Raw genomic sequence first — 23,271 nt, 5'->3', positions numbered from 1 at the left:
ACTTAAATGAGACCGGGCGGCGCGCGCGACTGCGCGGTGGACCAGATGAACAGCGGGGATGGGGACTGGTAGTACAGGGCCGGGAAGATGGCCGTGCCGCTGGCCACAAGCAGCGGCAGCACGGGACTGGCCGGCGGCAAGCCGACGGAACCCGCATGCGTGGAACAGAAGGCACAATGCTCCATCTGCATGGCCTTGCCGCCGGACTTGCCATCGGCGGCGCCGTCATCGGCCTGATCAAGCTGCACAAAACGGATGCCGGCCACCGAGCAGATTTCCGCCCAGCCGGAGCCGGATTCCTGCTTGGCGTTGGCGACGGCCCGGGAAATCGATGGCGCGAGCGCCGCCAGCAGGATCGCGAAACAGGCGATCCAGGCGGCAAAGCGGCGCGTGAACAAGGTCATTCCCATGGCCGCATTTTACCAGCGGCCGCCGGGACTGGGTAGCGGAAAGCGGCTCAGGCGGCCGGACAGGCGGCGTTGCCGTTGTCAAAAGCACGCACGACGCTGGCCGCATCGGCGGCGATGCGATTCACGGCGCGGCGGTGACCGAGCACCAGTTCATCATAGCCGGCGCCCACCTTTTCATTGGCGATCGTGCGGCAAGTGACCACCTTGCCGCTGGCCAGCTGGCGCACGCTCCACACGGCATCGATCAGCGCATACTGGCCCATCACGGACTCGAAACGCTGCACGTTGGTGCTGATGCGGTACACGGGCAGATTGTCCGGATGCGGCGTGCGGAACACGTCGATGGCGCCCAGGTCGTTCGTCACGGCCGTCGACAAGGCCTGGCCGATCTCGCCGGCCAGCGGCCCCGCCCAGCGCTGCTGCTCCAGCAATTCGATGCGCCCCGACGGCGCCGTCACGACAAACTGGTTGCGGCTCACCTGCTGCGGCACGCTGACGGCCAGCACCTCGACATAGTATTTGACGGGCTTGGCCGGCTGCGCGTCGGCGCCGCCGCTGAGCGTATAGAAATGCTCGGGCTGGGGCGTGGAGCAGGCACCCAGCAGGCTGGCCGCCAGCAGCGCGGAAAACATCGGCTTCATCATTTTTTTTCATCTCCTTTTTTACCGCGGATCAGGGATTCGGGGTGGCGTTCCAGGTAATCGGACAGCGCGTTCAGCGATTGCAGGGTTTGCGTCAGCTGCTGCAAGGCCTGGCGCACGTCCGACTGCAGCGGCGAATCCTTTTGCAGCACCTGTTCGGCCGTGCCGAACGTCTGTTTCGCCGCCGTCAGGGTATCGCGCATTTCCGGCACCACCTGGCCATCGAGCTGCTTGAACAGGGTATTGGCCTGCCTGATCGTGGCGTTCAGGTTGTTACCGATCTCCGCATACGGTACCTGGTCGAGCTTGCGGGCGATGCTGGCGATCTGCGTCTGCAATTCATCGAGGGTATTCGGTACGGTCGGCACTTCCAGCGGATACCTGTTCGGATCGAGCGCCACCTTCGGCGCTTTCGGGAAGAAGTCCAGCGCGATATACAACTGGCTGGTCAGCAGGTTGCCCGTGCGTAGCTGCGCGCGCAAGCCGCGGCTGACCATGCGTTCGAGCAGCTGGTGGCCGGCCGAGCCTTCCTCATCGTCGACGGCGGCCTTGAAGCGCATGCCCAGGCGGGCCGGGTACAGGTTGACGGTGACGGGCATGCGGAAGTTCTTCTTCACGGGGTCGAACTCGATGCCGACCGAACGCACCTCGCCCAGCACGATGCCGCGGAAATCGACCGTGGCGCCGGGCTGCAAGCCGCGCAGCGATTGGTCGAAATAGAACACGGTGGTGATCGCCTCGCCATCGGGCTCGCGCATGGCGCTCGCCTCGTCGGCCGCCAGGCGGTAATTGGTGCCGGCCGGCGCCGGTTCGACGGGCTTGCGGCCGTTTTCCGCCTCGAAGGCGATGCCGCCCACCAGCATGGCCGCCAGCGATTGCGTATTCAATTTGAAGCCGTTGGAATCGAGGCGCACGTCAACGCCGCTGGCATGCCACCAGCGCGCATCCTTGCCGACGAACTGGTCGTACGGCGCATTCACGAAGACCGACATGGTGATGCCGTTGCCATCCTTGTCCAGCGCGAAGCTGACCACCTTGCCCACCCTCAGGCGGTGGAAGAACAGGGGCGAGCCCACGTCGACGGAGCCGAGGCTGTCCGCATGCAGGGTGTACAGCTTGCCCTTCTGGTCCCCTGCCACGGCGGGCGGACTCTCCATGCCGATGAAGCTCTCCTTCTTCTGCTCCGACTTGCCCGTGTCGACGCCGATGTAGGCGCCCGACAGCAAGGTGCCCAGGCCCGTCACGCCGCTGGCGCCGATCTGCGGGCGCACCACCCAGAAGCGCGAATCGGCGGTGGCGAAGCGGCGCGCTTCCTTGCTCATGTCGATCGTCACGAGTACCTTGCTCAAGTCGTCGCCCAGGGTGATGGCGCGCACCTGGCCGATGTCGACATCCTTGTATTTGACCTTGGTCTTGCCCGGCTCCAGGCCTTCGGCGCTCTTGAAGCTGACCGTCACCGTGGGTCCCTGGTCGAGGATGGACTTGGCGGCCAGGCCGGCGCCGATCAGCGCTGCCAGCAGCGGAATGAGCCATACCAGCGACGGCAGCCAGCGGCTGCCCTGTTCCACATCGGGTTCCGGCAACGGGGGGACGCCCTGGCCACCCGTTTCGGCAAGGCCGCCCGCTTCTTTGTCAGACATGCTGTTCTCCAATCACTGTATTGTTTCCGGTATTTGCCACCACCACGGGTTCTTCCTCGCCAGGCACCTGCCCGTCGACGGGGTCCCAGATCAGGCGCGGGTCGAACTGCATCGCCGCCAGCATGGTCAGCACCACCACGGCGCCAAAGGCCAGCGCGCCCGGTCCCGCGGTGATCACGGCCAGCGACTTGAAGCGCACCAGCGCCACCGTCAGGGTGACGACAAAGATGTCGAGCATGGACCAGCGGCCGATGAATTCGACCATGCGGTACAAGATGGTGCGCTGGCGCGGCCGCCAGCGCGAACGCCGCTGCGCCGTGAACGCCAGCAGCGCCAGCACGCCCAGCTTGAGCATGGGCACGACCACGCTGGCGATGAAAATGATGATGGCCAGGCCCTTCGAACCGCTGGTCCAGAACAGCACCACGCCGCTCATGATGGTGTCGTCCTGCGTGCCGAACAGCGATTGCGTGACCATCACGGGCAGCAGGTTGGCGGGAATGTAGAGGATCATGGCGGCGATCAGCAAGGCCCAGGTGCGGTTGATGCTGTCCGGTTTGCGCACGTGCAGGGCCGTGCCGCAGCGCACGCACGCCAGGTGCCTGCCCGTGCCCACGGGCGGCGCCACCAGGCCGCAGGCATGGCAGGGCACCACCTTCTCTCCGGGCGCGAAAGCCTTGTAGCGGATGCCGGGCAGCGCTTGCCGGGTCAGGTCGTCGCCCAGGTTCCACAGGGCCTTGGGGTCGAACGAGACGACGATGGCCAGCAGCACGGTGAGCGCGCCAAACGCGAACAAGCCCGGTTGCGGCAGCACCGTGGCGAGGCTGGTCATCTTGACAACGGTGATCAGGATGCCGATCATCAGCACCTCCGTCATGCCCCATTCGCGCGCCGTCTGCACGGCGCGCAGCACGCGGTTAAATCCCGGCACCTTGACGCCGCCGCGCAAGCCCAGCGCCACATACAGCAGCGAACCGAGTTCGATGGCGGGAAAGAGAATGGTAAACAGGAAGACCATCGTCGCCACGATGTGCATCTGCTCGTACCACAGCACGCGGATGGAGCCGAGCAAGGTGGCGCTCGAGGTGAGGCCATTGACGTCGAGTTCGACGATGGGGAAAAACTGGGCAATCAGGAAGACAAAGGCGGCGCCCAGGGTGAGCGCCACCACCTTGCTCAATTCGGCCGAGGCGCCCCGCGCGTGAGCGCCGCGGTACAGCACCGAGCGGCAACGGATGCAGCGCGCCTTTTCGCGTGGACGCAGCGGACGTTTGCGGTACAGCACGCCGCAGTCATGACAGCTAATCAGGTCGTATCGGTGCACAGTGTGAAGTTTGCCGGCGCCCGCAGCGCGACTATCCCATGTCAATGCCAGCCATCATGACAGAATTGGCATTTTCCTGCACTACGGCACTATTCTTTTCCACTCCCCCGCAACAACGCCTCCACGGCGCGGCCGATTTGCAACACCGTATCGTCGGCGCCGGCCAGGCCGCAGATGCCCAGCCCCACGGGCAGCTCGCCGTCGGCATGGCAAGGCAGCGACAGCGCGCAGCCGTCGAGGAAGTTGATGACGCTGGCGTTGCGCAGCACCAGGCCGTTCGTGGCAAAGAAGGTGGCGTCATCCGCTTCCAGCGGCGCGACCTGCGGCGCCAGAATGGCCACGCTGGGCATCAGCCAGGCATCGAACGGCGCCAGGCGCTGCTGCGCAATGGCGATCAGGCGCGCGCGCGCATCGAGCAGGTCGATGTAGTCAAACGCGCCCTGCTGCTGGCCGCGGCGGATGCGCGCCGCCACGCGCTGGTCATACTGCGCGCCCTTTTCCTCGAGCAGGGCGCGATGCCAGTGCCACGCTTCCGCCGCCACCAGGCCGCCGCCGCCATTGATGCCCGGCAGCTCCAGCAACTCGGGGAAATCGAACTGTTCCACCAGGGCGCCGGCTTGCCGCAGCTTGTCCAGCGCGGCATCGAAAGCCTGCTGCACCTGCGGCGCCACGTGCGTACCGACATAGTCCAGGGTAAAGCCGAAGCGCAAGCCTTTCAGTGCCGGCGCCTGCGCGCCGATATCATGGCCCGACAGCGCTGCATACAAAATGGCGCAGCAATCGACGCTGCGGGCGATGGGCCCGGCCGAATCGAGGGAGCGCGACAGGGGCACCGTGCCGGCCAGCGACACGGAAGCGGCCGTCGACTTGAAGCCCGTCAGGCCGCAAAAGGCAGAGGGAATGCGGATCGAGCCGCCCGTATCCGTGCCCAGCGCGCCGGCCGCCATGTCCAAGGCCACGGTGACGGCGCCGCCCGAGGTGGAGCCGCCCGCCACGCGCGCGCCGTCGTGCGGATTGCGCGGCGTGCCGTAATGGGGATTCAAGCCCAGGCCGGAAAACGCGAATTCGCTCATGTTGGTGCGCCCAAGCAGAACGGCGCCGGCCGCGCGCAGGCGCGCCACGGCAAGCGCATCGGCCACGGCGGGCGGCGCGTCGGCCAGCGCCAGCGAGGCGGCGCTGCTGACCTGCCCCCTGACGTCGAACAGGTCCTTGATCGAAATGGGGATGCCGGCCAGCGGCGAGGCAATGATGCCGGCGGCGCGCGCCGCATCGCTGGCACGGGCCTCGGCCAGGGCCTGTTCGCCATCAAGGCTGACATAGGCATGGCCGCCCTGCGCCCGGTGCGCCTCGGCGCGCGCCAGCATCCGCTCGGTCAGTGCCACGCTGGTGATGCGGCCAGCGGCCAGGTCGGCCGCCAGTTCGCGGATGGTCTTGGTCAGTTCGGTCATTCTCTTATCCTTCCACGGGCAGGGTTTGCACGGCATAGCGGTGCTGCAGGCGGCGCTGCAAGGCTGGATCATACAGTTCCAGCTCAAACGCGTCGCCATGGCCCATCTCGCCGATGACAGGCTGCGTGCCGCAGAACATGGCGCTGCCCACCGGCAGCGTCGCTTGCCCCGTGTAGCGCAGGATCAGGTCTTCCGGCGACAGCATGCGCGTCACGGGGCCGTCCTGGTACAGGGCCGGCACGCCGGCGCGCTCGCGCCAGGAGCGCATCTGCAGCTGGTCCCAGTGGCCGGCCACGTCGGCATAACGCCACAGGGTGTCGCCCACGGGCTTGCCGCACATCTGCTTCGATACCGTCACGCCATAGCTTTCCACCTTGCGGTCCGTGTGGTCGGAACCGATGCCCACCAGCAGGCCGTATTCCGTGGAAAACAGCACGAATTCGGCTTCGCCCGACGAGTCGCCGCCCGGCACTTCGATGGCCGCGTCGCTCGACAGCAGCGCCGCCGCCACGCGGTAAAACGTCGGCACGCTTTTCGGGCGCGCCACGCCGATGGCTTCCAGTTCGGCGATATGGTGTTCCACCATCGCCATGTCGCGGCCCGTCCAGCCGGCGATGATCAAGTGATCGATGTCGAAGGTGACGGGGCCGTGGCCGGCCAGTTGAAAATGCAATGTCGTCATGATTTTATTCCTCCAGGGGGCCGCGGCCCGTTTCGCGTGCGGCAAACACTGCCGCGCCGGTGATCAGCAAGGCCGCCGCCACGTACAGCGAAACGGCCATGGTGCTGTTGTACGAGCGATACAGACTGGCGATGACGAGCGGCGCGAAGCCGCCGCCGATGACGCCGGCCAGGGTATAGGCCAGCGAGGAACCCGCATAGCGCACCTTGGTCGGGAATTGCTCGATGACGAAGGCCGCTTGCGGGCCGTACATGATGGCGTGGATGACCAGACCCACGACGACGGCCGTGACGATGGCGGCCGGGCTGGCCGTGTCTAACAAGGTGAAGAAGGCAAACGCCCACACGAGGCCCAGCACGGCGCCCAGCGCATACACGGGGCGGCGGCCGATCTTGTCCGACAGCGCGCCAAACAGCGGCACCGACAGCGCATTGCAAGCCGTGCCGATCATGATGGCGGTGAGCGCCAGGGTCGACGACAGATGCAGCACCGTCGTCACATACGTCAGGGTGAACACCACCACCAGCGCATACAGAACGTCCGAGCCGATGCGCACGCCGCCGGCGATCAGCAGACGGCGCCAGTAGAGGCGCAGCACGTCGCCGATCGGCGCTTCCGCCTTGGCATCCTGCTGGTCGAGCTCCTTGAACAGCGGTGTTTCCTCGATGCCGCTGCGTATCCACATGCCAAACGCCACCAGCAGCAGGCTGGCGATGAACGGCATGCGCCAGCCCCATTCCATGAACGCTTCATGCGGCAGCAGATAGGTGATCAGGCCGATGCAGCCCGTTGCCAGCAAGGTGCCGAACGACGGCCCCACCTGCGTCCACGACGCGTTGCGGCCCCGCTTGTCCGGCGCCCCGTGTTCGACGGAGATCAGCACGGCACCGGCCCATTCGCCGCCCAAAGCGATGCCCTGCACGAAGCGCAGCGCCACCAGCAGGACGGGGCTCCAGATGCCGGCCGTCGCATACGTGGGCAAGAGGCCCATCAGGCCCGTCGTCACGCCCATCAGCATCAGGGTTACCACGAGCACCCAGCGCCGTCCCAGCTTGTCGCCCAGGTGGCCGAAGATCACGCCGCCGATGGGGCGCGAAATATAGCCGACGGCATATGTGGAAAAGGCCAGGATGGTGCCCGTCAGCGGATCGAAGGAAGGGAAGAACAGGTGATTGAAGATCAGCGCGGCCATGGTGTTGTAGACGGTGAAGTCATACCATTCCAGGGTCGTGCCGACCATGCTGGCCGTGGCCAGGCGGCCCGTCTTGGCCGTCGTGGCCTTCTCGCCCGGTGCCTGGGCTGCCGGATGCGCGGCGTTCGTATATGTGGTCATAGCCTACCTCTCTCGTCAGTTTTATTGCAAGCCCGGCGCAGGATGCTTTGCCCTGCGCCGTGGCCCGTGTCTCGTGTTATCAGTGCCGGCAAGATACGCTTGCGGCGCGTCAGGCAGCGTGCAGGTCGGCCTCGCGCAGCTGCCAGGACAGCTGCAGGATGGCTGCCTGTTCGGCGTCCAGGCCCAGCGCCGCGCTGGCGGCATTCGCGGCCGCCATGGCGGCGCTTTCGGACGATGCGTCGATCAGGAAGATCGGATCGAGCACGCGGGCCTCCGTCCGTTCCGCCGGCAGGGGGCCGGACAGGCTGGCGTCGGGCGTGAGCAAGCGCGTGGCAATGACGCCGTCGATCTGCAGCAGCGTCGTTCCCAGCGTGGCCAAGCCGGCCACCGCTTGCGCATCCTGGCCGATGGCTGATGCACCCAGGCGCAGCACGGCCAGCCAGGCACCCGTGCCCATGCCCGTTTCCGCCTCGATGGCGCAGACACGGCGCATCGGATCGACCATGCGCTGCAGGTTCGTCAGCGACCATGGCGTCTGCTGGCCGAAAGCCTTGAAGTAGTCGGGCGTCTGGAAGGCGGCGAGCGAACGGGTGCGGTACAGGCCCAGGTATTTGCGGGGGCCGCGCACGCTCTGGTAGCGCGTGCCGCTGACGAAGCCGGGAATGCGCACGCGCTCTTCCACGTGCTCGCGGTCATACCAGCGGTTGAAATCAAGCTCGTGTTCCGGGTCGGCGCTGGTCCAGACGAACAGGATGCCGGGCAAGGTGGTGGTGGACGTCGTCATGAGGGTTCCGTTTGCGTTGTAAGTGGAGTGCCAACTCAGAATAGGTGGCACGCCATCACTTGGCAAACGGGTTATTCTGAACGCGACTGATAAGTTTTTCTTGTGGGTCGCGTTGGGGACGGGCCAACAATGTTGTCGGATTACGCGCCGGGGCGCTAATCCGACCTACGCCGTGATATCACCCGGCGCCATATTCCTCGCCCAAGCCCACGGTGAACCTGGCCGCCTCCTCGCACGCCAGCATAGCGACCAATTGAATCGCTTCCGTCGTGATGTCTTCGCTGTAACTGATGACGATACGCTGCGGCGCCAGGCTGCTGGCGCAGGGAATCAGCGCGATATTGCCTTGCTCGATTTCCTCGCGCAGGGGCGCCAGCGGCAGCACGGCGATGCCGAAGCCCGCTTTGACCAGGCGCACGATGGCGGAAATCGAGCTGACGCAGTGGACACGGCCCAGCTGCACGCCCTCGTCCTGGCACAGCGCCTTCAAGGCGGAATGCGGCTGCGAACCGCGGTTCATGGTGATGATCGGATGCTGCGCAAGTTGCGCCACCGTGAACGGCACGCCCGTGTCGGGCCAGTCGGCGGCCCTGCCGGCCCAGCCCATGGCGATGGCGCCGCTGCCCGTGCTGCGGATATGGTCGCCCGTCAGCATGTCCGTCTGCAGCGCGATATCGAGTTCGCCCTGCTGCAGCTGTTCGTGCAGGCGGCGCGTCGATTCCGACGTCAATTGAATCTCGATGCCCGGATAGCGCTCCTGCACGCGCTGCAGAAACGGGATCAGCCAGGTATGCACGATGGTTTCGATGACGCCGATGCGCACTTCACCCGTGATCTGCGCGGGCGAGGAATTGGCCGCATACATGTCGCGGCACAGCTCCAGCATGCGCTCGGCGTACACAAGCAGGTTGCGCCCGGCGAAGGTCAGGCGGATGTCACGCGCGTCGCGGTCGAACAGGCGCGTGCCGAAGTCCTGCTCCAGCGAGGCGATGCGGTTGGAAATGGCCGCCTGCGTGATGTGCAGCTTGTCGGCCGCCGTGCGGAAGCTGCCCAGCCGCGCAGCCCAGACAAACGCTTCGAGAAAACGGGTATTCAATGGAGCTCTTCTTCACCTAGAGTGTGGTCGCCCCATTGTAAGCCAAAGCGCCCCGCCCTATTTCTGCGCCAGGAAATCGAGCAAGGTCAGGGCGACGATCTTGCTGGCCTTGCGCAAGTCGTCGAGCGCCAGGCGCTCGTCGGCCTTCTTCGCGTTCGATTCGGGCACCGTGCGCGGGCCGGCGCCATACAGCACGGCGGGGATGCCCCGTTCGCCATACAGGCGCGCATCCGCATACAGGGGCGTGCCGACGGCGGGTATCGTCTCGCCGAGGATGGCTTGCGCGTTTTTCTGCAGGCTGCCGACCAGCTGTTCGAAACCGGGCAAGGGCCGCAGCGCATGCGACAGCAGCAGGCGGCGGATCTCGATGTGGATGCCAGGCTCGCCGCGCACCGCGTCTTCGATCAGCGCGCGCACCTGCGCTTCCACCGCCACCGGGTCTTCTTCGGGAATCATGCGGCGGTCCATCTTCATGACGACCTTGCCCGGCACCACATTGGTATTCGTGCCGCCGTCAATGCGTCCCACCAGCATGGTGGGCGAGTCGATGCCGGCCACTTTCGATTTGATCTTTTTCAGTTCCGGCAGCTGGCCGTAAATGGCGTTGAGGATCTTGTTGGCCGCCTGCAGCGCATCGTGGCCCGTTTCCGGCATGGAGCCGTGGCCCGACTTGCCGTGCACGGTGATTTCCAGCTGCAGGCAGGCGTTGTGCGCCGTGACGATGCCGTAGCTGAAACCGGCGGCGATGACGAAATCGGGCTTCGTCAGCTGCTGTTCCAGCAGCCAGCCCGGCCCCAGCAAGCCGCCGAATTCCTCGTCGTAGGTAAAATGCAGTTCCAGCTGCCCCTTCAGGGGAATGCCCAGCGCTTCGAGCGCGCGCGCGGCAAACACATAGGTGGCGAAATCGCCTTTCGAGACGGCCGTCGCGCGGCCGTAGATATAGCCGCCGTCGATCTGGCCGCCGTACGGCGGATACGTCCAGTTGTCGCCGGGCGGCACCACATCGCCATGCGCATTCAGGGCCACGGTCGGCCCGCCTGCGCCGTATGGCCGGCGCACGATCAGGTTGGTGATGCTCTGCATGCCATACGCCTCGACCTGGTCCGCCGGCACGGCGTGTTTTTCCGCGTTCCAGCCATACGCCTGCAGCAGCTGCGCCACCAGGTCCGCGTGCGGCGCGTTATTGCCGGGCGGAGTATCCGTCGGCTGCTGCACCACCTTCTGTAAAAAGGCGACTTCTTCGTCGAAGTGCTCGTCGATCCAGGCCGTGATTTTTTCTGCGTGCGTAGTCATTTTGCTCCTTGCATGGTCTGTTGCAGCCAGGCGCCCAGTTCGCTGCGCTCGGCCTCCGTCATATTGGTCAGGTTCCCGATCGGCATGGCCTTCAGCTCGATGGCCTGCTTGTAGATTTGCGCCGCGTGCTGGCGGATTTGCGTCTCATTATCCAGCATCATGCCGGCCGGCGCCGTGGCGAAGCCCGGCTGCGTGGGCTGGGCCGAATGGCAGGTGGCGCAGCGCTGGGCGATGATGGCGTGCACGCTCTTGAACTGCGCCGCCGGGTCCGCCGCCGGCGCGGCCGCCAGGGCCACGGGCGCTTTCGGCGCGATGGCCACGGCCACGGCCACCAGCAGGGCCACGCCGAAGGCAGGATAACGCCACTCGACTCTTCCCTTGTGGCGCAGGTTGAAGAAGTGGCGGATGAAGACGCCGGCCGCCATGATCAGCGCCAGCACCAGCCACGCGTGATCGTTACGGTAAGTCATCGCGTAGTGGTTGCTGATCATGATGAACAGCACCGGTAACGTAAAATAATTGTTATGCACGCTGCGCTGCTTGGCTTTCAGGCCATGTTTGGGATCGGGCAGCTTGCCGGCGGCCATGGCCTCGACCATCTTGCGCTGGCCGGGAATGATCAGCATCAGCACATTGGCCACCATGATGGTGCCGATCATGGCGCCCACGTGGATGTAGGCGGCGCGCCCGCTGAGCAAATGCGTGAGCACGTACGCGGCGCCGACGATCAGCGCGAACACCGACACGCCGAACCACAGTTCATATTGCGCCAGCTTCGAGCGGCACAGCAGGTCGTACACGGTCCAGCCGATGGCGAGGGTGGCGATACCGATGCCGACGGCCTGGCCGCTGGAGATATCGGCCACGGCCTTGTCGATCATCATGGCCTGGGCATTGAAGTAATACGCGATGGTGAGCAGTGCAAAGCCGGACAGCCAGGTGGAATACGCTTCCCACTTGAACCAGTGCAGCTCCTTCGGCAGTTCCGCGGGCGCCACCAGGTATTTTTGCGGGTTATAGAAGCCGCCGCCATGCACGGCCCACAATTCTCCCGACACGCCCTTCTTCGCCAGCTCGGAGCCGGGCGCGGGCGGACGTATTGAATTGTCGAGCCAGACGAAATAAAAGGAAGCACCGATCCAGGCGATGCCCGTGATGACGTGCAGCCAGCGGACGATCAGGTTCAGCCACTCAAGGCCGTACGGGATCAGGTAGGCAAATACTTCCATAAATTTCCTCTAGTCAGACTGAACCAATATTCGTGCCAATCTACACAAGATAAACGGATTTACCGCCCATCACATGAAAAATATCGTATATTTGACATATTCAAATCGATATACAACAGAGCCGCCGTCACATGTCCAGCCTGCCGCAACACCTCGACCTGCACCTGATCCGCATCCTCTACCTGCTGCTGGTGGAAAAGAATGTCTCGCGCGTGGCGCTCAAACTCAATCAGCCGCAGCCCTCGATTTCCGCCTCCCTGCGCAAGCTGCGCGAACTGACGGGCGACCCGCTGCTCGTGCGCGGCGCGCGCGGCATGGTGCCGACCCAGCATGGCGAAAGCCTGCTCAATCCGGCCAAGCGCATCCTCGACCAGACGGAAAGCCTGTTCGTCAAGAAGACGCCGTTCGTGGCGCAGGAAGAGGCGCGCACCTTCCATATCGCCGCGCCCGACTACCTGGACAGCCAGTTTCTGCCCAACGTGGTGGCCCTGCTGCGCCGCGGCTCGCCGAAAAGCCGCGTCGTGCTGCACAGCCTGGGGCCGGGCATCGACCATATCCGCCAGCTGTCCGATGGTGGCCTGGACCTGGTGATCGCCAACTGGGACGAGCCGCCCGCCCACCTGCACATCTCGAAGCTGTTCGAAGACCCCATCATCTGCGCCATGCATGCGGAAAACGCCTATGCGCGCCGCACCGCCAGCGACGCCATGACGCTCGACGACTACCTGAGCCTGCCCCACGTGGCGCCGTCGCAGATGATGCCCGGCTACCACGGCGTGATCGATTCCTTCCTCGAACGGCAAAACCTGCAGCGCAACGTGGTGGTGGAGTCGGCGTATTTCGGCCTGATCCCCTACATGCTGACGCAGACGGATCTGGTGCTCACCACGGGCCGGCAATTCATGCGCTTCTATGAAAAGACCCTGCCGCTGAAAACGTACACCGTGCCCTTGAAATTCCCGCCGATGCGCTTTTACCAGCTGTGGCACCAGCGCGTGCACCAGGCGCCCGAACACAAATGGCTGCGCGACCAGGTCAGCGCGGCCGCCAAGGCGCTGGTGCAGCGATAGCCGCTATCAGCGCGCGCATATAATGGAGGCAGGAACGGGGCGCTATCATCACCGCTTGCATGATCGGAAAACCATGACCACCCTTTCAGACCTGAACGCCGGCAGCCAGGCCGATTTTATCGCGCACCTGCATGGCATCTACGAACACTCGCCCTGGATCGCCCAGCGCGCGGCCGCCGCCCGGCCGTTTGCCAGCCTGACGGCCCTCAAGACGGAGCTGCAGCGCGTGCTGGCGCAAGCCTCGCCCGAAGAGCAGCTGGGACTGATACGCGCCCACCCGGAACTGGCCGGCAAGGCCGCCATCGCCGGGCAGCTGACGGCGGAATCGACGCGCGAACAGGCCAAGTCGGGCCTGAACCTGTGCAGCCCTGATGAATTCGCCACCCTGCAGCGCCTCAACAGCGAATACAACGCCAAGTTCGGCTTTCCCTTCATCCTGGCCGTCAAGGGTCCGACGGGCGAGGGCCTGACGCGCCAGGACATCATCGCCACGTTTGCGCGCCGCCTGAAAAACCGGCGCGCCGATGAACTGGCCGAATCGCTGCGGCAGATCAAGCGCATCGCCGAACTGCGCCTGAACGACCTGTTCGACGTGCGCCTGGACTTCGGCCCCGCCATCATGCAGCAGGCGGAAACGCTGGCCGGCTGGAGCGACAGCGATTACAACCTGACCTGCGCCTACCTGACGCCGGCGCACCGCAAAACGGCCGCGCAGCTGGCCGACTGGATGCGGGACGCGGGCATGCAGGTGCACATCGACGCCGTCGGCAATGTCGTCGGGCGCTATCTGTCCGACGCGCCCGGCGCGAAGACCCTGATGACGGGATCGCACTACGACACGGTGCGCAACGGCGGCAAGTACGACGGCCGCCTGGGCATCGTGCTGCCGATCGCCGTCGTGCGCCATCTGCACGAACGGGGCGAAAAGCTGCCGTTTCATTTCGAGGTCGTCGGCTTCGCCGAAGAGGAAGGCGTACGCTTCAAGAGCACGTTTTTGGGCAGTACGGCCGTGACGGGCAAATTCGACGTGTCGTTGCTGGAGCAGTTGGATGCGGACGGCGTGAGCATGCGCGACGCGCTGACCGCCGCCGGCCACGAGGCGAGCGCCATCGGCGCCATCGCGCGCGATCCGGCCAGCCTGCTCGGCTATGTGGAGGTGCATATCGAACAGGGCCCCGTGCTGCTTGAGCGCGACCTGCCGCTGGGGATCGTCACGGCGATCGCCGGCAGCTCGCGCTACCTGGTCAGCCTGGGCGGCGTGGCCAGCCACGCGGGCACCACGCCCATGACCATGCGCAAGGACGCGGCCAGCGCGGCCGCCGAAATCATCCTGCTGGTGGAACAGCGCTGCAGCCACGGCGAAGCGCTGGTGGGCACCGTGGGCCAGCTGCAGGTGCCCAACGGCTCCGTCAACGTGATCGCCGGCGCCTGCACCCTGTCGCTCGATATACGCGCGGCCGTTGACGCCGTGCGCCAGGCAGCCGTCGACGATATTCTGGATGGCATCGCCGCCATCTGCGCGCGGCGCCAGATCGACTACCAGCTGGAACTGCTGCTGTCGGCGCGCGCGGCGCCATGCGCGCCGTGGCTGATGGCGCAGCTGGCGCAAGCCGTGGAATCCGTCGGCATCGCACCGTACGCGCTGCTGTCGGGCGCCGGCCACGACGCCATGGCCATGGCCGCCATCACCGACGTGGCCATGCTGTTTACCCGCTGCGGCAATGGCGGCATCAGCCACAACCCGCTGGAAACCATGACGGCCGACGACGCCGACATCGCGGCGCGCGCGCTGCTGGCGTTTTTGCGCAACTTCCAGCCCAAGCCCTGAGGTTACACGGCCACGGCCCGCTCCAGCATCGCGTGCAGCAGCACGTTGCAGCCCGCTTCCAGGTGCTCGGGCTTGGCGTCCTCGATTTCATTGTGGCTGATGCCGTCCTTGCACGGCACGAAGATCATGCCGGCCGGCGCCAGCCGGGCCGCGTAGATGGCGTCATGGCCGGCGCCGGACACCACATCCATCACGGAGTAGCCGAGTTTGGCCGTGGCGTTGCGCACGGCGCCCACGCAGTCGGGGTGGAACGGACATGGCGGGTAGTAGGAGACTCTTTCCAGTGAAATGCCCAAGCCTGTTTTTTCGCGCGTGGCATCGATGAAAGCCGTGATCTCGCCGTGCATGGTGTTGAGCAGCTCGTCGTTCACGTTGCGCAGGTCGATGCTGAATTTGACTTCGCCGGGGATCACGTTGCGGCTGTTCGGGAAGACCTGCACCATGCCCACCGTGCCCCGCCCGTACGGCGGGTAGCGGTTGGCAATCGCCACCACTTCCTGCATGATGGTGGTGGCCACCTGCAGCGCATCCTTGCGCAAGCCCATGGGCGTGGGGCCCGCATGTGCTTCCATGCCCGTCACCACGCAGTCGTACCAGGACAGCCCCATCACGGCCGGCACCACGCCGATAACCGTGTCCGCGTCTTCCAGCACGGGGCCCTGTTCGATATGCGTCTCAAAATAGGCGCCGATCGGATGGTCGCCCGGCACCTGCTCACCCTTGTATCCGATGCGCGCCAGCTCCTCGCCCACGGTCTTGCCTTCCGTGTCCTTGGCCGCATACGCGGTTTCCAGCGAGAAGGCGCCGCAAAACACGCCCGAGCCCATCATCACGGGCACGAAACGCGAGCCTTCCTCGTTGGTCCAGAAGGCCACCTCGATCGGTGCCTGCGTCTTGATCTTCAGATCGTTCAGGGTGCGCACCACTTCCAGGCCCGCCAGCACGCCGTAGTTGCCATCGAACTTGCCGCCCGTGGGCTGCGTGTCGATATGGCTGCCCGTCATCACGGGCGGCAAGGTATTGTCCATGCCGTCGCGGCGCATGAAGACATTGCCGATCTGGTCGATCGTGATGCTCATGCCCGCCTCGCGGCCCCAGCCTGCCACCAGGTCGCGGCCTTCCTTGTCGAGGTCCGTCAGGGCCAGGCGCTTGACGCCGCCCTTCGCTGTCGCGCCGATACGCGCCAGTTCCATCAGGGCTGCCCACAGGCGCTCACCATTGATACGCAATGCATCCATCGTCAACTCCTTATGCGGTCGTGGCGGCAAACGCGGGACGCTCGATATAGCGCCCCGCCCCTTCGACGGCCATCAGTTCGCCCTGGTGGAACACCACCTTGCCGGCGGCAATCGTGGTGCTGGGGATGCCGCGCACGGTGCGCCCTTCGAAGACATTGAAGCCTCCCTTGGCGAACTGCGTGGCGGCGGAAATGGTGCGCGTGCCCTGCGGGTCCCACAGCACGATGTCGGCATCGCTGCCTGCGGCGATGACGCCCTTGCGTGGATACATATTGAAGATCTGCGCCGCATTGGTGGACGACACCTTGACGAATTCTGAGGGGGTGAGCATGCCCGAATTGACGCCAGCATCCCACACCACGGCCATGCGTTCCTCGACGCCGCCGCAGCCGTTCGGGATGCGCGTAAAGTCATTCTTGCCAGCCGCCTTCTGCTCGGCGCAGAAGGTGCAGTGGTCGGTGGCCGTCGTGTGCAGGTTGCCGCTTTGCAGGCCGTGCCACAGTGCCGATTGATGGTGCTTGCCGCGAAACGGCGGGCTCATGACGTGGCCCGCCACGTAGTCGAAATCGTCGCTCTGGTAGACGCTGTCGTCGATCACCAGGTGGCCCGCCAGCGCTTCGCCATATACGCGCTGGCCGTTGGCGCGCGCCCGCGTGATGGCGTCGAGCGACTCCGCGCACGAGACGTGCACGATGTACACGGGGGTATTCAAAACGTTGGCGATCGCGATGGCGCGGTTGGCCGCCTCCGCCTCCACGGCGGGAGGGCGCGACAGCGGGTGCGCCTGCGGACCGGTGATGCCTTTTTTGAGCAGGGCTTGCTGCAACTGAAAAACCAGTTCGCCGTTTTCCGCATGGACGGTGGGCAGCGCCCCCAGTTCCAGCGAGCGGGTAAAGCTTTTCACCAGGGTTTCATCGTCGGCCATGATGGCATTTTTATAGGCCATGAAGTGCTTGAAGCTGTTCACGCCATGCTCGCGCACCAGCACTCCCATCTCTTCATGTACCTGTTCGCTCCACCAGGTGATCGCCACGTGGAAGGTGTAGTCGCCAGCCGCCTTGGCCGACCACTCGCGCCACTGGTGATAGGCCTCGATCAGCGACTGCTTCGGCGCGGGGATGACGAAGTCCATGATGGTGGTGGTGCCGCCCGCCAGTCCCGCCGCCGTGCCCGTGAAAAAATCGTCGGCCGTCACGGTGCCCATGAAGGGCAAATTCATGTGCGTGTGCGTGTCTATCCCCCCCGGCATCACGTACAGGCCGCCCGCGTCGATCACGGTGGCGCCGGCCGGCAGCGCCAGGTTCTCGCCGACGGCGGCAATCGTGTCGCCCTCGATCAGCACATCGGCGCGAAACGCGCGGTCGGCGTTGACGACGGTACCGCCACGTATCAGTGTAGTCATCTTGTCTCCTTCGAAAAGATCAGGACTGGGGCGCCTGCTGTACGAGCGCAGCTACCTTGCCCTTCATCATGGCGCCGTAGACGACTGCGGCGATGGCCACGCCCACGAACCAGGCGTAGGTGTAGATGGTTTTAAAGCCTTCGCCCACGCCGGGAAACGCCGTGGGAAAGGCAGCGTTCAAAAAGCCCGGGATATTCGGCAGCACGGCGATGACAAAGGCGATCAGCGCCGCCATGTTCCAGCCATTGCCATACGAGTAGACGCCGTCGTCGCGGTACAACTGCCTGACGTCGAGCTGCGTCTTGCGCACAAAGTAATAGTCGACGATGAGGATGCCGGCGATGGGGCCCAGCAAGGCCGAGTAGCCGATCAGCCAAGTGAAGATATAGCCCTGTGTCGACTCGAGCACCTTCCACGGCATCATGACGATGGCGATGAAGGCCGTGATGTAGCCGCCCATCTTGTATGAAATCTGCTTCGGCGCCAGCGAGGAAAAGTCGTACGCAGGCCCCACCAGGTTGGCCGCCAGGTTGACGCTGACCGTGTCGATCAGGAGGATGATCAGGGCGATCAGCACGGCGGCGCCCGTCATGCGGCTGGCCAGGTCGACTGGGTCCCAGATGGCCTTGCCGTACATGACGACCGAACCGGCAGTGACGATCACGGCCAGCATGGCCAGCAAACCCATCGGCACGGGCAAGCCGACCGACTGGCCCACGATCTGGTCGCGCTGCGTCTTGGCAAAGCGCGTGAAGTCGGGAATGTTCAATGCCAAGGTGGCCCAGAAGCCCACCATGGCGGTGAGCGACGGCCAGAAGACGCTCCAGAACTGGCCCGCCTTTTTGCCGCCGGGGATGAATTGCGATGGCTGGTCCAGCAGGCTGGCCACGCCGCCGGCCTTGCTGTGCACCCAGTACAGCAGCACGAAGCAGATCAGGATTTTCAGGGGTGCCGTATAGGTTTCGAGCTTGCGGATCGATTCCATGCCATGCAGGATGTAATAGAACTGGATGGCCCAGAAAGCCAGGAAGCACAGCAACTGGCTACCGTTGATGCCCAGGCCAGCGATCTTCTCGCCGCCCAGCTCATGCCCCATCAGCACGCCCATCAGCGTGTAGATCATCTGCCCGCCGAACCAGGTCTGGATGCCGTACCAGCCGCAGGCGACGATGGCGCGCATCAATGCCGGCAGGCGCGCGCCCATGGTGCCGAACGAGGCGCGCGCCAGCACGGCATACGGGATGCCGTACTTGGTGCCCGCATGGCCGATCAGCAGCATGGGCAAGAGCACGATGGCGTTGGCGAGAAAGACCGTGAGCACCGCCTGGTAACCGGACATGCCGCTGTCGATCAGGCTGGCCGACAGGGTGTAGGCGGGAATGCACATCACCATGCCCACCCACAGCGCGGCGAAGTGATACCAGCGCCAGGTGCGCTGCGCCGCCGTGGTGGGCGCCAGGTCTTCATTCCAGAGTTGCGTGTTGCCTGAATAGTCGTGGTTCACAGGTATGCTCCATCGGTTGGGAGGTTGGGCGTTTTAAAAACGGCTGCGGCCTAGCTTACTGCAAAGTTGGGCAACTGTTTATAAAATATGCGTACGCAAAAAACGTGCCCTATACCGATTCCGCCAATGCCCGGGGGTTGCGCGGATCCTGCGTCCAGTTCATGTACGGCTTGCCCGTGGCCTGCGGCACCATCGTGATGCAGCCCTGCACCGGACAGGTGATTTCGCACAGGTTGCAGCCCACGCATTCCTCCTTGATCACTTCATATGTGCGCGTGCCGGCGGCGTCGATCAGTTGCGCAATCGACTGGTGCGAGGTGTCTTCGCAAGCCACGTAGCACTTGCCGCATTTGATGCAGTCGTCCTGGTTGATCTGCGCGATCACCTGGTAATTCATGTCCAGGTATTTCCAGTCCGTCGTGTTGGCCACGGCCTTGCCGGAAAAATCGCTGATGCGTGCATAGCCCTTCTCGTCCATCCAGCGCGACAGGCCATCCTTCATTTCTTCGACGATGCGGAAGCCATGCAGCATGGCGGCCGTGCACACCTGCACGCAGCCGGCGCCCAGGGCGATGAATTCGGCCGCGTCGCGCCAGTTGCCGATGCCGCCGATGCCGGAAATGGGCAAGCCGCGCGTCTGCGGATCGCGCGCGATTTCCGCCACCATGTTCAGGGCGATGGGTTTCACGGCCGCGCCGCAATAGCCGCCGTGCGTGCTGGCGCCACCGACAATCGGCAAGGCCACCATGCGGTCCAGGTCCAGCGAGGTGATGGAATTGATGGTGTTGATCAGCGAAACGGCGTCCGCGCCGCCTGCCTTGGCCGCGCGCGCCGGCATGCGCACGTCCGTGATGTTGGGCGTGAGCTTGACGATGACGGGCAGTCGGCTGTGTTTCTTGCACCAGGCGGTCACCATCTGCACATACTCGGGCACCTGGCCCACGGCCGCGCCCATGCCGCGCTCCGGCATGCCGTGCGGGCAGCCGAAATTGAGCTCGATGCCGTCTGCCCCCGTCGCCTCGACCTTGGGCAGGATGTCGGCCCAGTAATGCTCTTCGCAGGGCAGCATCAGGGAGACGATCATGGCGCGGTCGGGCCAGTCCTTTTTCACCTGCGTGATTTCGCGCAGGTTGATCTCCAGAGAGCGGTCGGTAATCAGCTCGATGTTGTTGAAGCCCACCACTTCGCGGTTCTTGCCGTACAGGGCGGAATAGCGCGACGAGACGTTGACGGCGGCAGGGTCTTCACCGAGCGTTTTCCACACGACGCCACCCCACCCCGCCTCGAAGGCGCGCACCACGTTATACGCCTTGTCGGTCGGCGGTGCGGACGCCAGCCAGAAGGGATTCGGCGCCTTGATGCCGCAAAATTCGATGCTGAGATCAGCCATTATGCAGCCTCCACTTTATTGAACAGATCGGAATGGATGGCCAGTGCGGCCAGCTTGCCATGCTGGACGGCCTGCACCGTCAAGTCCTGCCCCGGCGCCACGCAGTCGCCGCCCGCGTAGATCCCCGGCAGCACCGTGCGGAAACCCGCGTCGACGGCGATCTTGTCGCCTTCGCGCTGCAGCAAGGATGCCATCGGGTCATGCAGCACCTGCGTATCAAGGCTCTGGCCGATGGCCTTGAAGATGGCGTCGGCCGCCACGTCGAACGTTTCGCCCGTGCCCGCCAGGCGCGTGCCCTGCATGCGGGTTTTCTCGAAACGCATGCCGGCCACCTTGCCGGCAGCGTCAAGCAGCACCTGCTGCGGCTGGGCCCACGTCAGCATGCGCACCTGGTTCGCCTTGGCGATCTCCTGTTCATGATGGGTGGCCGTCATGGCGTCGAAACCGCGCCGGTAGACCAGGGTGACTTCCTCGGCGCCCAGCCTTTGAATCTGGACGGCCATGTCGATGGCCGTATTGCCGGCGCCAATGACGATGGCGCGTTTCGGCACGGGCAGCGCGGCCAGGTCGTCCGCCTGGCGCAACGCGGCGATGTAATCGACGGCCGCCAGCAAGCCCGGTGCGTCCTCGCCCGTCAAGCCCAGTTTGCGGCTGGCGCCCAGGCCCAGGCCCAGGAAGACGGCGTCGTACTGCGCATGCAAGTCGCGCAGCTGCACGTTTTCACCCAGCGCCTGGCGACATCGGATGGCGATACCGCCGATGCCCAGCAAAAATTCAACTTCCTTCTGCGCGAAATCGTCCGTCAGCTTGTATTTGGCGATGCCGTATTCATTCAGGCCACCGGCCTTGTCCTCTTTTTCAAAGATCACCACGTCGTGGCCCAGCATGGCCAGGCGGTGCGCGCACGACAGGCCGGCCGGACCCGCGCCGACGATGGCGATGGTCTTGCCCGTGCTTGCCGCCCGTTTGAAAGGGTGCGCCGTAAAATGCATGTGGTCGACGGCATAGCGCTGCAAGAGGCCAATCTTGACCGGCTGGCCTTCGGCGTCGTGGTTGCGCACGCAGACGTCTTCGCACAGAATCTCCGTCGGGCAGACGCGCGCGCAGCTGCCGCCCAGGATGTTCTGCTTCAGGATGCCGGCGGCGGCGCCGTTGATGTTCTTGTCGTGGATGTTGCGGATGAAGCTGGCCACGTCGATTTCCGACGGACAGATACGGCTGCACGGCGCGTCGTAGCAATACAGGCAGCGGGCGCTTTCGATGGCGGCCTGGCGCGCCGTCAGGGGCGGTGCCAGGTCCGTGAAGTGGCCCGCCAATTCCTCGTTGGGCAGGGCGGGATGCGGTAAATAACTCAAGGACTCGATCATCGCGGTTTCCTTTTTTTGTGCGGCCGATGTTTGATTTAAAACCCTTACTTCATCTGGGGAAAAGCAAATTCCACACCAGCGCTTGCCGTGTTCGGCCAGCGCTGCATCACGGCCTTGTGGCGCGTGTAGAAACGCACGCCTTCGGGGCCATACGCGTGGTGGTCGCCGAACATGCTGCGCTTCCAGCCGCCAAAACTGTTGAAGGCCATCGGCACGGGCAAGGGGATGTTGACGCCCACCATGCCGACCTGGATCTGGCGCACGAATTCGCGCGCCACGCCGCCATCGCGCGTGTAGATGGCCACGCCGTTGCCATACTCGTTGGCGTTGATCAGCTCCACCGCGTGCACCACGTCTGGACAGCGCAGCACGCACAGCACGGGGCCGAAAATCTCTTCCTTGTAGATATTCATGTCACGCGTGACGTGATCGAACAAGGTGCCGCCGACAAAGAAACCGTTCTCGCGTCCCGGCACCACATGGTTGCGTCCATCGACCACCAAAGTCGCGCCCTGCTCCACGCCCGAGGCGATCAGTTTTTCGATACGCTGCTTGGCCGCCAGCGACACGACCGGGCCCATTTCCGCACCATCTTCCATACCGTCGCGCACTTTCAGTGCGGCCGTGCGCGTTGCCAGTGCATCGATCAACTTGTCGCCCGCGTCGCCCACGGCCACGACGACGGAGATGGCCATGCAGCGCTCGCCCGCAGATCCGTAAGCCGCGCCGATCAGCGCGTCGACCGTCATCTCCATGTCCGCGTCGGGCATCACCACCATGTGGTTTTTCGCGCCGCCCAAGGCTTGCACACGCTTGCCGCTGGCGCTGCCGCGCGCATAGATGTATTCGGCGATCGGCGTCGAGCCGACAAAGCTGATCGCCTGCACCACGGGGTGGTCGAGCAAGGCGTCGACCGTCACCTTGTCGCCCTGTACCACGTTGAAGACACCGTCGGGCAAGCCCGCTTCTTTCAACAGTTTCGCGTGCAGCAGCGACGCGGACGGATCGCGCTCGGATGGTTTCAAGACGAAGGTATTGCCGCAAGCGATGGCGACGGGGAACATCCACATCGGCACCATCACGGGAAAATTGAATGGCGTGATGCCGGCCACCACGCCGAGTGCCTGGCGCATGGACCAGGCGTCGATGCCGCGCGAAATCTGGTCCGTGAATTCGCCCTTCAGCAGTTGCGGTATGCCGACGGCAAATTCCACCATCTCGATGCCGCGCGCCACCTCGCCCTGCGCATCGGCAAAGGTCTTGCCATGCTCGCGCGTGAGCATGGCGGCAAATTCATCCGTGTGCTGCTGGCACAGCTGCAGGTAGCGGAACAGAACCCTGGCGCGCGTCAGCGGCGGCGTGGCCGACCACGAGGGAAAGGCGGCCGCCGCCGCCTGCACGGCCGCGTCCACGTCTTCCACGGTGCCCAGCGCCACGCGCGCCACAGGCTCGCCCAGGGCCGGGTTGTAGACGTCGCCGTAGCGGCCGCTTTGGGTGTCGATTTTGGCGCCGTTGATGTAGTGGGTGATGGTGTCGAGCTGTGTGTTAATTTGGTTCACGTTATTTCCTCTCTTTACCCCAAGGGCAAATTC

At 64.7% G+C, this 23,271-nt stretch carries 19 protein-coding genes; 2 read left to right on the top strand and 17 right to left on the bottom strand.

Translation table 11 applies throughout. The annotated features are described in order from the left end of the window. Positions 1 to 2: 2 nt before the first annotated feature. The 11 genes from JAB4_RS06625 to JAB4_RS06575 form a co-directional block, all read right to left on the bottom strand. Positions 3 to 410, bottom strand: a complete 408-nt coding sequence (locus JAB4_RS06625) for a DUF2946 domain-containing protein (protein ID WP_227742105.1) — start codon at positions 408 to 410, stop codon at positions 3 to 5. Between the two features lie 47 nt (positions 411 to 457). Beyond that, positions 458 to 1,054 (bottom strand): PqiC family protein, encoded by a 597-nt coding sequence (locus JAB4_RS06620; protein WP_070219292.1) that lies wholly within the window; start codon positions 1,052 to 1,054, stop codon positions 458 to 460. Further along, positions 1,051 to 2,691 carry an MlaD family protein gene (locus JAB4_RS06615; protein ID WP_070219293.1) on the bottom strand — a complete coding sequence of 547 codons (1,641 nt, stop codon included), beginning with the start codon at positions 2,689 to 2,691 and terminating at the stop codon, positions 1,051 to 1,053. The genes JAB4_RS06620 and JAB4_RS06615 overlap by 4 nt, the downstream gene beginning before the upstream one ends. After that, the gene (locus JAB4_RS06610; protein ID WP_070219294.1) at positions 2,684 to 4,015 is read right to left on the bottom strand and encodes a paraquat-inducible protein A; all 1,332 of its coding nucleotides are present in this window, start codon (positions 4,013 to 4,015) and stop codon (positions 2,684 to 2,686) included. Before JAB4_RS06610 ends, JAB4_RS06615 begins: the two co-directional genes overlap by 8 nt. Before the next feature lie 89 nt (positions 4,016 to 4,104). Beyond that, complete coding sequence (locus JAB4_RS06605; RefSeq protein WP_070219295.1) at positions 4,105 to 5,463, bottom strand: amidase; 1,359 nt, start codon at positions 5,461 to 5,463, stop codon at positions 4,105 to 4,107. Between the two features lie 4 nt (positions 5,464 to 5,467). Further along, entirely contained in the window at positions 5,468 to 6,145 is a 678-nt protein-coding gene (locus JAB4_RS06600; protein WP_070219296.1) for a DUF2848 domain-containing protein, read from the bottom strand. Between the two features lie 4 nt (positions 6,146 to 6,149). Next, positions 6,150 to 7,478 (bottom strand): MFS transporter, encoded by a 1,329-nt coding sequence (locus JAB4_RS06595; RefSeq protein ID WP_070219297.1) that lies wholly within the window; start codon positions 7,476 to 7,478, stop codon positions 6,150 to 6,152. Positions 7,479 to 7,587: 109 nt separating this feature from the next. Further along, complete coding sequence (locus JAB4_RS06590; RefSeq protein ID WP_070219298.1) at positions 7,588 to 8,262, bottom strand: DUF4286 family protein; 675 nt, start codon at positions 8,260 to 8,262, stop codon at positions 7,588 to 7,590. Positions 8,263 to 8,440: 178 nt separating this feature from the next. Next, a complete protein-coding gene (locus JAB4_RS06585; protein WP_070219299.1) occupies positions 8,441 to 9,358 on the bottom strand; it encodes a LysR family transcriptional regulator in 918 nt (305 codons plus the stop codon). A 57-nt stretch (positions 9,359 to 9,415) separates the two neighbouring features. Beyond that, positions 9,416 to 10,651: a M20/M25/M40 family metallo-hydrolase gene (locus tag JAB4_RS06580; protein WP_070219300.1), complete on the bottom strand. Its 1,236-nt coding sequence runs from the start codon at positions 10,649 to 10,651 to the stop codon at positions 9,416 to 9,418. Then, on the bottom strand, positions 10,648 to 11,880 hold the full coding sequence (locus JAB4_RS06575) for a urate hydroxylase PuuD (protein WP_070219301.1): 1,233 nt from the start codon (positions 11,878 to 11,880) through the stop codon (positions 10,648 to 10,650). Before JAB4_RS06575 ends, JAB4_RS06580 begins: the two co-directional genes overlap by 4 nt. A gap of 131 nt (positions 11,881 to 12,011) precedes the next feature. Between JAB4_RS06575 and JAB4_RS06570 the strand changes: the two genes are divergently transcribed. Beyond that, entirely contained in the window at positions 12,012 to 12,950 is a 939-nt protein-coding gene (locus JAB4_RS06570) for a LysR family transcriptional regulator (protein ID WP_034754583.1), read from the top strand. Positions 12,951 to 13,023: 73 nt separating this feature from the next. Next, the gene (locus tag JAB4_RS06565) at positions 13,024 to 14,778 is read left to right on the top strand and encodes an allantoate amidohydrolase (protein WP_070219302.1); all 1,755 of its coding nucleotides are present in this window, start codon (positions 13,024 to 13,026) and stop codon (positions 14,776 to 14,778) included. Between the two features lie 2 nt (positions 14,779 to 14,780). On the opposite strand, the gene JAB4_RS06560 is transcribed toward JAB4_RS06565, so the two are convergent. From JAB4_RS06560 to JAB4_RS06535, 6 genes are all read right to left on the bottom strand, one after another. Continuing rightward, positions 14,781 to 16,016, bottom strand: a complete 1,236-nt coding sequence (locus JAB4_RS06560) for a Zn-dependent hydrolase (RefSeq protein ID WP_070219303.1) — start codon at positions 16,014 to 16,016, stop codon at positions 14,781 to 14,783. Between the two features lie 10 nt (positions 16,017 to 16,026). Beyond that, a complete protein-coding gene (hydA, locus tag JAB4_RS06555) occupies positions 16,027 to 17,418 on the bottom strand; it encodes a dihydropyrimidinase (RefSeq protein WP_070219304.1) in 1,392 nt (463 codons plus the stop codon). A 19-nt stretch (positions 17,419 to 17,437) separates the two neighbouring features. After that, positions 17,438 to 18,922: an NCS1 family nucleobase:cation symporter-1 gene (locus tag JAB4_RS06550; RefSeq protein WP_070219305.1), complete on the bottom strand. Its 1,485-nt coding sequence runs from the start codon at positions 18,920 to 18,922 to the stop codon at positions 17,438 to 17,440. Between the two features lie 109 nt (positions 18,923 to 19,031). Beyond that, positions 19,032 to 20,312, bottom strand: a complete 1,281-nt coding sequence (gene preA / locus JAB4_RS06545; protein ID WP_070219306.1) for an NAD-dependent dihydropyrimidine dehydrogenase subunit PreA — start codon at positions 20,310 to 20,312, stop codon at positions 19,032 to 19,034. Continuing rightward, on the bottom strand, positions 20,312 to 21,679 hold the full coding sequence (locus JAB4_RS06540) for an NAD(P)-dependent oxidoreductase (protein ID WP_070219307.1): 1,368 nt from the start codon (positions 21,677 to 21,679) through the stop codon (positions 20,312 to 20,314). The genes preA and JAB4_RS06540 overlap by 1 nt, the downstream gene beginning before the upstream one ends. 44 nt (positions 21,680 to 21,723) lie before the next feature. Beyond that, on the bottom strand, positions 21,724 to 23,229 hold the full coding sequence (locus tag JAB4_RS06535) for a CoA-acylating methylmalonate-semialdehyde dehydrogenase (RefSeq protein ID WP_070219351.1): 1,506 nt from the start codon (positions 23,227 to 23,229) through the stop codon (positions 21,724 to 21,726). Positions 23,230 to 23,271 lie beyond the last annotated feature (42 nt).

This window comes from Janthinobacterium sp. HH102, from assembly GCF_001758625.2.
Taxonomy (GTDB): Bacteria; Pseudomonadota; Gammaproteobacteria; order Burkholderiales; family Burkholderiaceae_D; genus Janthinobacterium.
This window is presented reverse-complemented; position numbering and strand designations above follow the sequence as displayed.